We start from the raw sequence: 13,242 nt of genomic DNA, 5'->3' as shown, positions 1-13,242 counted from the left end.
GCCGCTGCCATCGCTGGAGGGGCGGGCAGGGATCAACCGGCATGAAGAGCGGGCGAACTTTTGGGAGTTCGGCCGCTCTTCTGTCGTACTGGTCAGTAATCTGATCGTCCGTGACCAGTCGATACAGATCCTCCGAGAGCGCCGACACCTCGTCAGAGCGCCCCAACTCGCTGTCGCCGCGCCGCCGTACGGCGCTCAAGGCCGTGGCCGCCACCGCCGTGCTGGCCGGCCCGCTCGCCGCCGCGCTGCCCGCCCGGGCCGCCGAGGCCCCCGTCTTCCTGCACGGCCTCGCCTCCGGCGACCCGCTGCCCGACGGCGTCCTGCTGTGGACCCGGGTGACACCCGTCCCCGAGGCGACCCCCGGCTCCGGGCTCGGCCCGGCCACCGACGTGAGTTGGGTCGTCGCCACCGACAAGGCGCTGACGAACGTGGTCGCCAAGGGCTCGACGACCGCCTCCGCAGCGACCGACCACACCGTCAAGGCCGACATCCGCGGTCTCGCGCCCGCCACCGACTACTGGTTCCGCTTCTCGGCCGGCGGCACCGACTCCCCGGTGGCGCGCACCCGCACCGCGCCGGCGGCGGACGCGGCCGTGCCGGGCCTGCGCTTCGGCGTGGTCTCCTGCGCCAACTGGGAGGCCGGCTACTTCTCCTCGTACCGTCATCTCGCGGCCCGCGGCGACCTGGACGCCTGGCTGCACCTCGGCGACTACATCTACGAGTACGGCACCGGCGAGTACGGCACGCGCGGGACCGTCGTCCGGCAGACGGCGCCCACGCACGAGATCCTCACCCTCGCCGACTACCGCACCCGGCACGGCAAGTACAAGACCGACCCGGACCTCCAGGCCCTGCACGCGAAGGCGCCGGTCGTCGCGATCTGGGACGACCACGAGTTCGCCAACGACACCTGGTCCGGTGGCGCCGAGAACCACACCGAGGGCGCCGAGGGGGCCTGGTCCGCCCGTCAGGCGGCAGCCAAGCAGGCCTACTTCGAGTGGATGCCGGTCCGGCCGGCCATCGCCGGCACCACCTACCGACGGCTGCGCTTCGGCAAGCTCGCCGATCTGTCCCTGCTGGACCTGCGGTCCTTCCGCTCGCAGCAGGCCGCCGTCGGCAACGGCACCGTCGACGACCCGGACCGCACGCTCACCGGCCGCGCCCAGCTCGACTGGCTGAAGGCCGGGCTGAAGTCCTCCGACACCACCTGGCGGCTGGTCGGCAACTCGGTGATGATCTCGCCGTTCGCGATCGGCGCGCTCTCCGCGGACCTGTTCAAGCCGCTCGCCAAGCTGCTGGGCCTCCCGCAGGAGGGCATAGCCCTCAACACCGACCAGTGGGACGGCTACACCGACGACCGCCGTGAGCTCCTGGCCCACCTGCGCGCGAACGCGATCCGCAACACCGTCTTCCTGACCGGTGACATCCACATGGCGTGGGCCAACGACGTGCCGGTGGACGCCGGGACCTACCCGCTGTCGGCCTCGGCCGCCACGGAGTTCGTGGTCACCTCGGTGACCTCGGACAACCTGGACGACATCGTGAAGGTCCCGGAGGGCACGCTCACCGCGATCGCCTCCCCGGTCATCCGGGCCGCGAACCGGCACGTCCACTACGTGGACACCGACCGGCACGGCTACGGCGTCCTGGACATCACCGCCGAGCGCGCGCAGATGGACTACTACGTCCTGTCCGACCGGACCAGCCGCACCGCGACCTCCGCCTGGTCCCGCTCGTACCGCACGCGCAGCGGCACGCAGAAGGTGGAACGGACCTACGACCCGGTCTAGGGCGCGGCACGGGCCCCCGCCCGGGGCCGCGTCACGTCCCGTCTAGAGCGAATCGAGGAAGCCGAGCGCCACCCGCCAGGTGGCCTCGGCCGCCTCCTCGTCGTAGTCGGGCAGATCGGGGTCGGTGTACAGGTGTCCGGCTCCCGCGTACCGGTAGACCTCCACGTCGGCGCCCGCTCTGCCCATCTGGAGGTACCACGCGCTCAGCCAGTCGTCGGTCTCGAACTGGTCCGGCTCCGCGACATGCAGCTGCACCGGCAGGCCGTCCACCGAGACGTTCGGCGCGAGGTCCGAGGTGCCGTGCAGGAGGAGCAGGCCGCGCGCCCGCGCGTCGCCCAGGGCGAGGGTCTGGGCGATCGACGCGCCGAGCGAGAACCCCGCGTACACCAGCCCGCGCTCCGAGTAGGGCGCCGCGGCCAGGACGGCCCTCTTCAGCAGCTCGTCCTTGCCGATCTCCTCGTTGTACGCCATGCCCTCCTCGACCGTGTCGAAGGTGCGGCCCTCGAAGAGGTCCGGGGTCCACACCTCGTGCCCGGCGGCGCGCAGCCGGTCCGCCGCGGCGCCCACCGCGGGCCGCGGACCGTAGGTCGAGTGAAAGAGCATGATGTTCATGTGCCCATGGTGCCAGCCTGCACCGACAACCCCGTGCGTGCGTCTCCTCACAGAAACCGCATGTTCAGGACCCCTCCGACCCGGTTACGTTCGAAGGCATGGAGAACCTGCTCCGCCCCGTGATCGTGGTCGGCGGCTCGGTCGTGCTGACAGTCCTCATCGGCTGGGCCACCGACCGCCTGCTGTCCAAGGCCGACCTGCGCCACCCGGAGACCCCGCTGTGGGGTCTGCTGCGCCGTGGCCGCATCCCCTATCAGCTCGTGCTCTGCGCGGCGCTGCTGAGAGGCTCGTACGACGCCGCCCGGTTGCTGGAGGACCACCGGACCGGCATCGGCCAGTTCCTCACCCTGGTGCTGATCGGCTCGGCGGCCTGGCTGGTGATCAGGATCGCGGCGGCGATCGTCGAAACGTCCTACTCGCGCTACGCGCGCGTGCACCGTGACGCGGCCCGGGTCCGGCGGGTGCGGACCCAGGTGTCGCTGATCATGCGGGTGGTGGCGGCCGTCGTCGGAGTCGTCGCGGCGGCCTCGATGCTGCTGACGTTCCCGGCCATGCGCGCGGCGGGAGCCTCCCTGCTGGCCTCGGCCGGGATCCTCGGCATCGTCGCCGGTGTGGCCGCCCAGTCGACGCTGAGCAACATGTTCGCCGGCTTCCAGATCGCGTTCGGCGACATGGTGCGCATCGGCGACACGGTCGTGGTGGACGGCGAGTGGGGCACGGTCGAGGAGATCACTCTGACCTTCCTGACCGTGCGGACCTGGGACGAGCGCCGGATCACGATGCCGGTCTCGTACTTCACCTCGAAGCCCTTCGAGAACTGGTCCCGCGGCACCCCGGAGATGACCGGCATCGTCTACTGGCACGTCGACCACGCGGCGCCGGTGGAGGCGATGCGCGAGAAGCTGCGCGACATCCTGCGCGAGTGCCCGGCCTGGGACGGCCGCGCCTGCGGGCTCGACGTCACCGACACCACGCCCAACACCATGCAGGTGCGGGCCCTGGTCACGGCGAAGGACGCCGACGACATCTGGACGGTGCGGGTCAGGGTCCGCGAGGAGATGATCCGCTGGCTGTCGCGGGAGCACCCGTACGCGCTCCCGAGGGTCAACACGGCGGACGCGGCGCTGCCCCCGGGCCGCCTGCCCGGCCAGTCCACCTCGCCCGACGGCGCGGCCCGACGCGTCCACGAGCCGCCGCGGGCCGGCCGCTGACCGTCAGTTCCCGCGCTCCGCGCCGCCGTTGACCTGGACGACCTGCGACGTGACGTGACCGGCGCCCGGGGAAGCCAGCCAGTGCAGTGTGGCGGCGATGTCCCCGGGCGTCCCGGCACGTCCGGTGAAGGTCTCGCCGACGAGCCGCTCGCGCCGCGCGGGGTCGATGGCGTCCCCGAAGAACCCGGTGTCCTCGACATACCCGGGGGCGACGACGTTCACGGTGACGCCCCGGGGCCCCAGCTCCCGGGCGAGATCGCGCGCATACGGGTGCAGCGCGGCCTTGGCGCCGCCGTAGGCCCCGCTGCCGGAGCCCCGGTAGGCGGCGATCGAGCTGATGAACAGCACCCGCCCGCCCGGCGAGGCGAGCCGGTCCTTCAGGGCCTCGGTGAGCAGGGCGGCGCTGAGGGTGTTGCTGCGGAAGTTGACGGTCCAGTGGTGCGCGACGCGGTCCAGCGGATCGGCGCTCTCCCCCGGCGGTTCCAGGTGCCCGGCGCCCCCGGCGCTGTGGACCAGCACGTCCACGGTGCCGAACTCCGCCTCGACGAACCGGGCGACGCCCCGCACCTGCTCCGGCTCGCTCAGATCCGCGGCGTAGGTGAGGGCTCCGGCCACCCCGGCCTTCTCCAGCACCTCCGCCCGCCGTCCGAGCAGCAGCACCCGGTCCCCGTCCGCGGCGAAGACCCGCGCCGCGGCGAGCCCGATTCCCGTTCCGCCTCCACTGATCACCACGTTGCGTGCCATGGTCCGAGCGTACGAGGAGTGCGGGCCGCGGACGTGGCGGTTCACACGACCGCCACGGAACGGGCCGCGGCCGAGGGCGGGCCCGGTCGCCTCACTTGAGGCTGCGCACGTCCAGGTGCCGCAGGACGCGGTCCACGATCTCCGGATCGGCGCCCGGCTCGCTGCGCGCCGCGACCACCTCGTGCCGGGCCGCGCTGAGCATCTCCGCCTGGATCCGCCGCACCCGCTTCAGCCTGCGCACCCGATGGTCGTGGCCCTCGCGCCGTTCGTCCTCCCCGACGTCCGGGCTGATCCGCAGCCCGATGTCGAAGGCCCGGCGCAGCATCTGCTCGGACAGTTCCTCCGGCAGGTCCTCCTCGGCCTCGATCTCCCGCAGCCGCTGCTTCGCCGCCTTCGCGGCGCGCACCGCGAGCTCCTTCTCGAACTCCTTCTCCCGGTCGGCGTCCGACCGCACGTCGAGGCGCTTCACCAGCCACGGCAGGGTCAGTCCCTGGAGGACCAGCGTCGCCATGATCACGCCGAACGCGATGAAGATGATCTCGTCCCGGTCGGGGAAGGGCCCGCCGTCGTCGGTCTTCAGCGGCACGGCCAGCGCCAGCGCCACCGAGGCCACCCCGCGCATCCCGGCCCACCACATGACGAGGGTCTCCCGCCAGTTCGTCGGGATGTCCTCGAGGTGGTCCTGTCTGGCGTGCAGCCGCTGTGTCAGCCAGGTCGCCGGCAGCAGCCACAGCAGCCGTACGACGACGACCACGGCCACGATCACCGCCGCCCAGCCCAGCATCTCCCCCCACCGCCCGGACGCCGTCCGGATCGCGTTGTGCAGCTCCAGGCCGATCAGCCCGAACGCGACGCCCGTGACCAGGGTGTCGATGATGTCCCAGAAGGTGTGCCCGGCCAGCCGGGTCAGCACGTCGTCGGGGTCGGTGGCGTACTCGGAGAGGAACAGGGCGGTCGTCAGGACGGCCAGCACCCCGGACCCGTGGAACTCCTCCGCCAGCACGTACGAGGCGTACGGCACCAGGAGCGTCAGCCCGATCTGCAACGTCGTGTCCCCGAGGACGTCCAGCAGCCTGTTCGCGCCCCAGCCGAGCCCGACGCCCACCGCCAACGCCACCACCGCGGACAGCACCAGGTCGAGACCGGCCTGCCACGGCGAGAACGACCCGCTCACGGCCGCGGCGATCGCGACGTGGTAGAGCACGATGGCCGTGACGTCGTTGAACAGTCCCTCGCCCTCGAGGATGGACACCAGCCGGCGGGGCAGCCCGAGCTGTCCGGCCACGGCGGTGGCGGCCACCGGGTCGGGCGGCGCGACCAGCGCGCCCAGCGCCACGGCCGCGGCGATCGGCAGCCCCGGCACGATCGCGTGGGCCACGGCCGCCACGCACACCGTCGTGACGAACACCAGCGCCACGGCCAGCAGGAAGATCGGCCGCACGTTCGCCGCGAACTGCCGCCACGAGGTCCGCCGTACCGCCGCGTACAGCAGGGGCGGCAGCAGCAGGGGCAGGATCAGGTCCGGCGGGATGTCCACGTTGGGCACGAACTCGAGCACCGCGAGGACGATCCCCAGCAGGGTCATGAGCACCGGCGCCGGCAACCCGAACCGGTCCCCGACCGGGACGCTCACCACGGCCCCGAGCAACAGGACGAACAACAGGGCCAGCTGGTCCACGGTCAGCGCTCCGGTCTAGACGATCAAGAACATCCAGACCTCCAGCGTCGCACGACCACCCTCCGCTACAGGGAACGCCGCATGGACCGGTGCGGAATCCCCGCCTCCATGTCCTCCGGCCCGTACGCCGCGTATCCCAGCCGCTCGTAGAACCCCAGCGCCTGCGTCTGCGCGTGCAGGTCCACGGCCGCGAGCCCGCGCGCGCGTGCCGCCTCCTCGACGGCCCGCACCAGCGCGACCCCGACGCCCAGTCCGCGCGCCTCCCGGGTCACGGCGAGCCGCCCCAGCGAGCCCACCGACGGGTCGCCGCCGGTCCTGGCGGCGGCCGCCTCGCCGTACAGGAGCCGTCCGGTGCCGAGCGGCAGTCCGTCCTCCCGGACCGCCAGCACATGGACGGCGTCGGCGTCGTGCGCGTCGTACTCCAGGTCCTCGGGCACGCCCTGCTCGCCGACGAAGACCTCCTTGCGGACCGCGAAGCACGCCTCGCGGTCGGCGGGGTCCTCGGCGGTCCGCACCGCGTAGCCGAGCGGCCCGCTCATCCGTAGGTCTCCTCGCGGACCTGCTCCAGAGCCTTGGCCAGGTCCTCGGGGTAGTCGCTGGAGAACTCCGCCCACTCGCCGTCCCCGGGGTGCTCGAAGCCCAGCCGCACCGCGTGCAGCCACTGCCGGGTCAGGCCCAGCCGCTTGGACAGCGTGGGGTCGGCGCCGTACGTCAGGTCGCCGACGCAGGGGTGGCGGTGGGCGGCCATGTGGACGCGGATCTGGTGGGTACGGCCCGTCTCCAGCTTCACGTCCAGCAGGGAGGCCGCGCGGAAGGCCTCGATCAGGTCGTAGTGCGTGACGGACGGCTTGCCCTCGGCCGTGACCGCCCACTTGTAGTCGTGGTGCGGGTGCCGGCCGATGGGCGCGTCGATGGTGCCGCTGGTCGGGTCGGGGTGGCCCTGGACGAGCGTGTGGTAGCGCTTGTCGACCGTGCGCTCCTTGAACTGGCGCTTGAGCGACGTGTACGCGCGCTCCGACTTGGCGACCACCATGAGCCCCGAGGTGCCGACGTCGAGCCGGTGCACGATGCCCTGGCGTTCCGCGGCGCCGGAGGTGGAGATGCGGTACCCGGCGGCCGCGAGACCGCCGATGACGGTCGTCCCGCTCCAGCCGGGCGACGGGTGCGCGGCCACGCCGACCGGCTTGACGATCACGACCACGTCGTCGTCGTCGTGCACGATCTCCATGCCCTCGACCGGCTCGGCGACGATCTGCACCGGCGCCGGCGCCTGCGGCATCTCGACCTCCAGCCAGGCCCCGCCGATCACCCGCTCGGATTTGCCGACCACCGAGCCGTCGACCGTGACCTTCCCCGCCGCAGCCAGCTCGGCGGCCTTCGTACGGGAGAAGCCGAACATGCGGGAGATGGCGGCGTCTACGCGCTCGCCCTCCAGGCCGTCCGGCACGGGCAGGGTGCGGGTCTCGGGAATCGTGCTCACCCGTCGAGTATGCCGGACGGCTCCGGTACCGCCGTACGGCCCTGTGGACAACCGCCGGTCGGTCAGTCCTTGTGGACGGTGCCGTCCGGGTCCAGGCCCTTGAAGGACAGCAGGACGATCAGGATGCCGCCGCAGACGATGGCCGAGTCGGCGAGGTTGAACACCGCGAAGTGCTTCGGGGCGATGAAGTCCACGACCGCGCCCTCGAAGACGCCCGGCGCGCGGAAGATCCGGTCGGTGAGGTTGCCCAGCGCGCCGCCCAGCAGCAGCCCCAGGGCGATCGCCCAGGGCAGGCTGTAGAGCTTGCGGGCGAGCCGGGCGATCACCACGATCACGGCCGCCGCGATCACCGTGAAGATGATGGTGAAGGCCTCACCGAAGCCGAAGGCCGCGCCGGCGTTGCGGATGGCCTCGAACCTCAGCCAGTCCCCGACGATCTCGATCGGCGCGTGGTGCTCCAGCTTGGCGACCACGATCATCTTGCTCACCAGGTCGATCACGTACGCGACCGTGGCGACGGTGAAGAGCACGGCGATCCGGCGCTTGCCCCGGGACCGCGCCCCGGTGCTCTCCTGCCCGTCCGGGCCGGACGACTGCTCCGGCTCGGATCCCGCCTCTGGGATGTCCGGCGTACCGATGACGCGCTCCGCCTCTGCCACGTGAGTCCCTCAACCTAGGTACCTGACTGAGGACGAGGGTACGGCACACCCCCCGACAGCCAGGTGATCAGTACCGGCGCTCCTGCTTCTGCTTGCACTCGACGCACAGGGTGGCCCTCGGGAAGGCCTGCATCCGGGCCTTGCCGATGGCCTGGCCGCAGTTCTCGCACAGGCCGTAGGTGCCGGCGTCCAGCCGCTCCAGGGCGTGCTCGGTCTGGATCAGCATCTCGCGCGCGTTGGCGGCCAGCGCCAGCTCGTGCTCACGTGTGATGTTCTTCGTCCCGGTGTCCGCCTGGTCGTCGCCCGCGCCGTCGCCCGAGTCCCGCATCAGCCCCGTCAGGGCCGCCTCGGACGAGGCCAGCTCCGCGCGCAGCCGCCCCTGCTCGGACTGGAGCTCCGCACGGGCCTCCTCGACCTCCTGCGGCGTCCACGGCTCCTCACCGGGGCGCACGGCGAGTTCGCCGGGCTCCACCGCCGCGAGTCGCGCCTTGGGGACAGCGGTCTTCGCCGCCGTGGCCGTACCCGGAGTCTTCTTCGCAACCACAGTCGTGGCTCCCGTCTGCTCCGCGGCCGAGGCCGCGCCCACCTTCTTGGCCGTGCTCTTCCTGCCCGCGCTCGTCCCGGTCACGCCTTCGGCGCCGGCGATCTTCTCGCCCGCCCCCTCGCCGGCGGTGACCTTCCCGGCAGCCGCGTCCTTCGCGGTCGTCCTCGCCGGGGCCGCCTTCCTCGCCGCGGCCTTCTTGGCGGCCGTCTTCCTGGCGGCCGGTTTCTTGGCCGCGGCCTTCTTGGTGACCGTCTTCCCGGCCGCGGCCTTCTCGGTGACCGGCTTCTCGGTGACCGCCTTCGTCGCGACCGCGTCCGGGGCACCCGCCGCCTCCGGGGCCGCCTTCTTCACCGCGCTCCTCGCGGTGCTCCTCTTGGCGGCCGGCGTCTTCCCGGCCGGTCCGTCCCTCTCGACGGGCCCGGTCGCCCCGGCCTCGGCCGCTTCCCCCTCCTCAGGTCTTCGGGCCGCCGCCTTCGCGGCGGCGGCCTTCCCGGCCGCCCTCTTCCCCGGCGCCCCGGCCGTCGCGGACCGCACCGTCTTCACGGCCCCGAGGTCCTTGGCCGCGCTCCCGGAAGCACCCGAGGCACTCGTGGAGCTGCCGGACGCCGACTGCTGTACGGCGGTCTTCTTCGCCACCATGGCCGCGGCCCCTTCACATATTGTGATCTTGCACGCGAATCGTGCTGGGACGATAAATCGACTTGGAGCCCGCGGCAACGGGGCGCACCGCCCGATTCGCCCGCCTCGCGCACGCCACGCGGCAAGCCTGCATCCGTTGTGCCCAGCTCCCCGCCGGGTAATCCGCCGAGCCGGGCATCCCGGAATCCGAACGCCCATACCATCACATAAAGCGACCATTAGGGTCATTCCGGGCCACGCTGTCGACCGGGCCCCGCACCCCCGAAAACCCGTCGGCCGCTGTCGTCGGGGAGCCGTACACTGGGCGGAGCGAAAAGTGTGGATGGGGACGAGTAGCGGCGTACGCAGCCCAGAGCGACCCGGGGACGGTGGAAGCCCGGGGGCGAGCGCGACGTGAAGATCACCCCGGAGCCGCCGGAAGAAAGCCGCAGCCGACAGGCGGGGGCCAGTAGAACCGGCATCGCGACCCCAATGAGGGGGCTCACCGGCGCACAGAGCGCACCGGAGGGCCAAGGAGGGTGGTACCGCGGGAGCGCGCCGCACATGGCGTAGACAGGCAAGTCGGCTCTCGTCCCTCCGACGGAAGGCAGTATGTCCGCCGGAGGAAGCTCGTTGAATACGCAGCCGCAGTACCGCCAGGTGCCCGCCCAGGTCGACCTGCCCGCCCTCGAGCACGCGGTGCTCGACTTCTGGCGCGAGCAGAAGATCTTCGCCAAGAGCCTGGAGCAGTCCGAGGGCCGCCCCGAGTGGGTGTTCTACGAAGGCCCGCCCACCGCCAACGGGATGCCGGGCGCCCATCACATCGAGGCGCGCGTCTTCAAGGACGTCTTCCCGCGCTTCCGCACCATGCGCGGCTACCACGTGGCCCGCAAGGCCGGCTGGGACTGCCACGGCCTCCCGGTGGAGCTGGCGGTCGAGAAGGAGCTCGGCTTCTCCGGCAAGCAGGACATCGAGGCGTACGGCATCGCCGCCTTCAACGACAAGTGCCGCGAGTCCGTGCTCCGCCACACCGACGCGTTCTCCGAGCTCACGACCCGCATGGGCTACTGGGTCGACCTCGACGACGCCTACGTCACGATGGACCCCGAGTACATCGAGTCGGTCTGGTGGTCGCTGAAGGAGATCTTCGACAAGGGCCTGCTGGTCCAGGACCACCGCGTCGCCCCCTGGTGTCCCCGCTGCGGCACGGGTCTGTCCGACCACGAGCTGGCCCAGGGCTACGAGACGGTCGTCGACCCGTCCGTGTACGTCCGTTTCCCGCTCACCTCCGGTCCGCTCGCGGGCGAGGCCGCCCTGCTCGTCTGGACGACGACGCCCTGGACGCTGGTCTCCAACACGGCCGTGGCCGCGCACCCCGAGGTCTCCTACGTCGTGGCGACCGACGGCGAGGAGAAGCTCGTCGTCGCCGAACCGCTGGTCGCCAAGGCGCTCGGCGAGGGCTGGGAGACCACCGGCCAGACCTTCACCGGCGCCGAAATGGAGCGCTGGACCTATCAACGTCCGTTCGAGCTCGTGGAGTTCCCGGAACCCGCCCACTACGTGGTGAACGCCGAGTACGTCACCACCGAGGACGGCACCGGTCTGGTCCACCAGTCCCCCGCCTTCGGCGAGGACGACCTCAAGGTCTGCCGCTCCTACGGCCTGCCCGTCGTCAACCCGGTGCGCCCGGACGGCACCTTCGAGGAGTCCGTCCCGATGGTCGGCGGCGTCTTCTTCAAGAAGGCGGACGAAAAGCTGACCGAGGACCTCCAGCAGCGCGGCCTCCTCTTCCGGCACATCCCGTACGAGCACAGCTACCCGCACTGCTGGCGCTGCCACACCGCGCTCCTCTACTACGCGCAGCCGTCCTGGTACATCCGCACCACCGCCGTCAAGGACCGCCTCCTCCAGGAGAACGAGAAGACCAACTGGTTCCCGGACACGGTCAAGCACGGCCGCTACGGCGACTGGCTGAACAACAACATCGACTGGGCGCTCTCCCGCAACCGCTACTGGGGCACCCCGCTGCCGATCTGGCGCTGCGAGGAAGACCACCTCACCGTCGCCGGCTCGCGCGCGGAGCTCACCGAGCTGACCGGCACCGACCAGTCCGGGCTGGACCCGCACCGCCCGTACATCGACGCGGTCACCTTCCCCTGCCCCCAGGACGGCTGCGGGCGGACGGCCAAGCGCGTGCCGGAGGTCATCGACGCCTGGTACGACTCGGGTTCGATGCCGTTCGCGCAGTGGGGCTACCCGTACAAGAACAAGGACCTCTTCGAGTCCCGCTACCCGGCGCAGTTCATCAGCGAGGCCATCGACCAGACCCGCGGCTGGTTCTACACGCTGATGGCCGTCGGCACGCTGGTCTTCGACAAGTCGTCGTACGAGAACGTCGTCTGCCTGGGCCACATCCTCGCCGAGGACGGCCGCAAGATGTCCAAGCACCTGGGCAACATCCTGCAGCCGATCCCGCTGATGGACCAGCACGGCGCCGACGCGGTCCGCTGGTTCATGGCGGCCGGCGGCTCCCCGTGGGCGGCCCGCCGCGTGGGCCACAACACCATCCAGGAGGTCGTCCGCAAGACGCTCCTGACGTACTGGAACACGGTCGCCTTCCAGGCCCTGTACGCCCGTACGTCCGGCTGGGCGCCGAGCGCGGCCGACCCGGCCCCGGCCGACCGTCCGGTCCTGGACCGCTGGCTGCTGTCCGAACTCCACGCGCTCACCGACCAGGTGACGCAGGCTCTGGAGGCGTACGACACCCAGCGCGCCGGCAAGCTGCTCTCCGCGTTCGTCGACGACCTGTCCAACTGGTACGTCCGGCGCTCCCGTCGCCGCTTCTGGCAGGGCGACAAGGCCGCGCTGCGCACCCTGCACGAGGTCGTCGAGACCGTCACCAAGCTGATGGCCCCGCTGACGCCGTTCATCACCGAGCGGGTCTGGCAGGACCTCGTGGTGCCGGTCACCCCGGACGCCCCGGACTCCGTGCACCTGGCCGCCTGGCCGGAGGCCGACCTCTCCGCGATCGACCCGGAGCTGTCGAAGCAGATGCTCCTGGTCCGCCGCCTGGTGGAGCTGGGCCGCGCCACGCGCGCGGAGTCGGGCGTGAAGACCCGCCAGCCCCTCAAGCGCGCCCTGATCGCCGCGAGCGGCTTCGACGCCCTCGACCGCGAACTGCACGGGCAGATCACGGAGGAGCTCAACGTCGAGTCGCTGGCGTCCCTCTCCGAGGTCGGCGGCAGCCTGGTCGACACGACCGCCAAGGCCAACTTCCGCGCCCTGGGCAAGCGGTTCGGCAAGCGGGTGCAGGACGTGGCCAAGGCCGTCGCGAACGCCGACGCGGCTGCGCTCTCCCTCGCCCTGCGCGAGGGCACGGCCGCGGTGGAGGTCGACGGCGAGACGATCACCCTGGCCCCCGACGAGGTCATCATCACCGAGACCCCGCGCGAGGGCTGGTCGGTCGCCTCCGACTCCGGCGCCACGGTCGCCCTCGACCTGGAGATCACCGAGGAGCTGCGCCGCGCGGGCCTCGCCCGGGACGCGATCCGGCTGATCCAGGAGGCCCGCAAGAACAGCGGCCTCGACGTCGCGGACCGCATCGCGCTCCGCTGGACCGCGACCGACCCGGCGACCGCCGACGCCCTGACCGGGCACTCCGGCCTCATCGCCGACGAGGTCCTCGCCACGGACTTCGCCCAGGGCGAGGCGGACGACACCTACGGCGCCCCGTTCACGGACGAGGGCCTGACGCTGACGTTCCGCCTGCGCAAGGCGTAGGCACCCGTGCGCGGGCCCGGCTCCCCCCGAGGGGGGCCGGGCCCTTCGCATTCCGGCGTACGGCCGCACGGCGGACACGGCGCACGCACGGCGGCCCGGCGGGGCAAGTCGCCTGCATGATCGCCG

10 protein-coding genes are annotated in these 13,242 nt (G+C 71.8%); 3 read left to right on the top strand and 7 right to left on the bottom strand.

What is annotated here, in order from left to right:
- Positions 1-110 precede the first annotated feature (110 nt).
- Positions 111-1,790, top strand: a complete 1,680-nt coding sequence (locus J2X68_RS24180; RefSeq protein ID WP_310434659.1) for an alkaline phosphatase D family protein — start codon at positions 111-113, stop codon at positions 1,788-1,790.
- Positions 1,791-1,832: 42 nt separating this feature from the next.
- Here J2X68_RS24180 and J2X68_RS24175 read toward each other — a convergent pair whose 3' ends face one another.
- Positions 1,833-2,402, bottom strand: coding sequence for a dienelactone hydrolase family protein (locus J2X68_RS24175; RefSeq protein ID WP_310434658.1), 570 nt, complete (start codon positions 2,400-2,402; stop codon positions 1,833-1,835).
- Positions 2,403-2,500: 98 nt separating this feature from the next.
- Here J2X68_RS24175 and J2X68_RS24170 point away from each other — a divergent pair, with 98 nt between their 5' ends.
- Positions 2,501-3,613 (top strand): mechanosensitive ion channel domain-containing protein, encoded by a 1,113-nt coding sequence (locus J2X68_RS24170; RefSeq protein WP_310434657.1) that lies wholly within the window; start codon positions 2,501-2,503, stop codon positions 3,611-3,613.
- Positions 3,614-3,616: 3 nt separating this feature from the next.
- Here the strand turns inward: J2X68_RS24170 and J2X68_RS24165 are convergent, their stop codons facing one another.
- The 6 genes from J2X68_RS24165 to J2X68_RS24140 all read right to left on the bottom strand — a co-directional run bounded on the left by J2X68_RS24165 (position 3,617) and on the right by J2X68_RS24140 (position 9,357).
- Positions 3,617-4,357, bottom strand: coding sequence for an SDR family oxidoreductase (locus J2X68_RS24165; protein ID WP_310434656.1), 741 nt, complete (start codon positions 4,355-4,357; stop codon positions 3,617-3,619).
- A gap of 91 nt (positions 4,358-4,448) precedes the next feature.
- Positions 4,449-6,035, bottom strand: coding sequence for a Na+/H+ antiporter (locus J2X68_RS24160; RefSeq protein ID WP_310434655.1), 1,587 nt, complete (start codon positions 6,033-6,035; stop codon positions 4,449-4,451).
- A gap of 65 nt (positions 6,036-6,100) precedes the next feature.
- On the bottom strand, positions 6,101-6,574 hold the full coding sequence (locus tag J2X68_RS24155) for a GNAT family N-acetyltransferase (protein ID WP_310434654.1): 474 nt from the start codon (positions 6,572-6,574) through the stop codon (positions 6,101-6,103).
- A complete protein-coding gene (locus J2X68_RS24150; protein ID WP_310434653.1) occupies positions 6,571-7,515 on the bottom strand; it encodes an RluA family pseudouridine synthase in 945 nt (314 codons plus the stop codon). Before J2X68_RS24150 ends, J2X68_RS24155 begins: the two co-directional genes overlap by 4 nt.
- A 62-nt stretch (positions 7,516-7,577) precedes the next feature.
- Positions 7,578-8,174 carry a signal peptidase II gene (gene lspA / locus J2X68_RS24145; protein ID WP_310434652.1) on the bottom strand — a complete coding sequence of 199 codons (597 nt, stop codon included), beginning with the start codon at positions 8,172-8,174 and terminating at the stop codon, positions 7,578-7,580.
- A 67-nt stretch (positions 8,175-8,241) separates the two neighbouring features.
- Positions 8,242-9,357, bottom strand: a complete 1,116-nt coding sequence (locus J2X68_RS24140) for a TraR/DksA family transcriptional regulator (RefSeq protein WP_310434651.1) — start codon at positions 9,355-9,357, stop codon at positions 8,242-8,244.
- A 612-nt stretch (positions 9,358-9,969) separates the two neighbouring features.
- On the opposite strand from J2X68_RS24140, the gene ileS reads away from it, so the two are divergent.
- The gene (gene ileS / locus J2X68_RS24135) at positions 9,970-13,116 is read left to right on the top strand and encodes an isoleucine--tRNA ligase (protein ID WP_310434650.1); all 3,147 of its coding nucleotides are present in this window, start codon (positions 9,970-9,972) and stop codon (positions 13,114-13,116) included.
- The last annotated feature ends 126 nt before the right edge of the window (positions 13,117-13,242 follow it).

Origin of the sequence: Streptomyces sp. 3330 (assembly GCF_031456635.1) — a bacterium.
Classification (GTDB): Bacteria; Actinomycetota; Actinomycetes; order Streptomycetales; family Streptomycetaceae; genus Streptomyces.
The sequence above is the reverse complement of the archived record's forward strand: the minus strand, read 5'-3'. Positions and strand labels throughout refer to the sequence as shown.

Excerpts from the sequence above, each read along its gene's own strand:
- J2X68_RS24175 (WP_310434658.1), bottom strand. The coding sequence starts at position 2,402 with ATGAACATCATGCTCTTTCACTCGACCTACGGTCCGCGGCCCGCGGTG.
- J2X68_RS24170 (WP_310434657.1), top strand. The coding sequence starts at position 2,501 with ATGGAGAACCTGCTCCGCCCCGTGATCGTGGTCGGCGGCTCGGTCGTG.
- J2X68_RS24165 (WP_310434656.1), bottom strand. The coding sequence starts at position 4,357 with ATGGCACGCAACGTGGTGATCAGTGGAGGCGGAACGGGAATCGGGCTC.
- J2X68_RS24155 (WP_310434654.1), bottom strand. The coding sequence starts at position 6,574 with ATGAGCGGGCCGCTCGGCTACGCGGTGCGGACCGCCGAGGACCCCGCC.
- J2X68_RS24140 (WP_310434651.1), bottom strand. The coding sequence starts at position 9,357 with ATGGTGGCGAAGAAGACCGCCGTACAGCAGTCGGCGTCCGGCAGCTCC.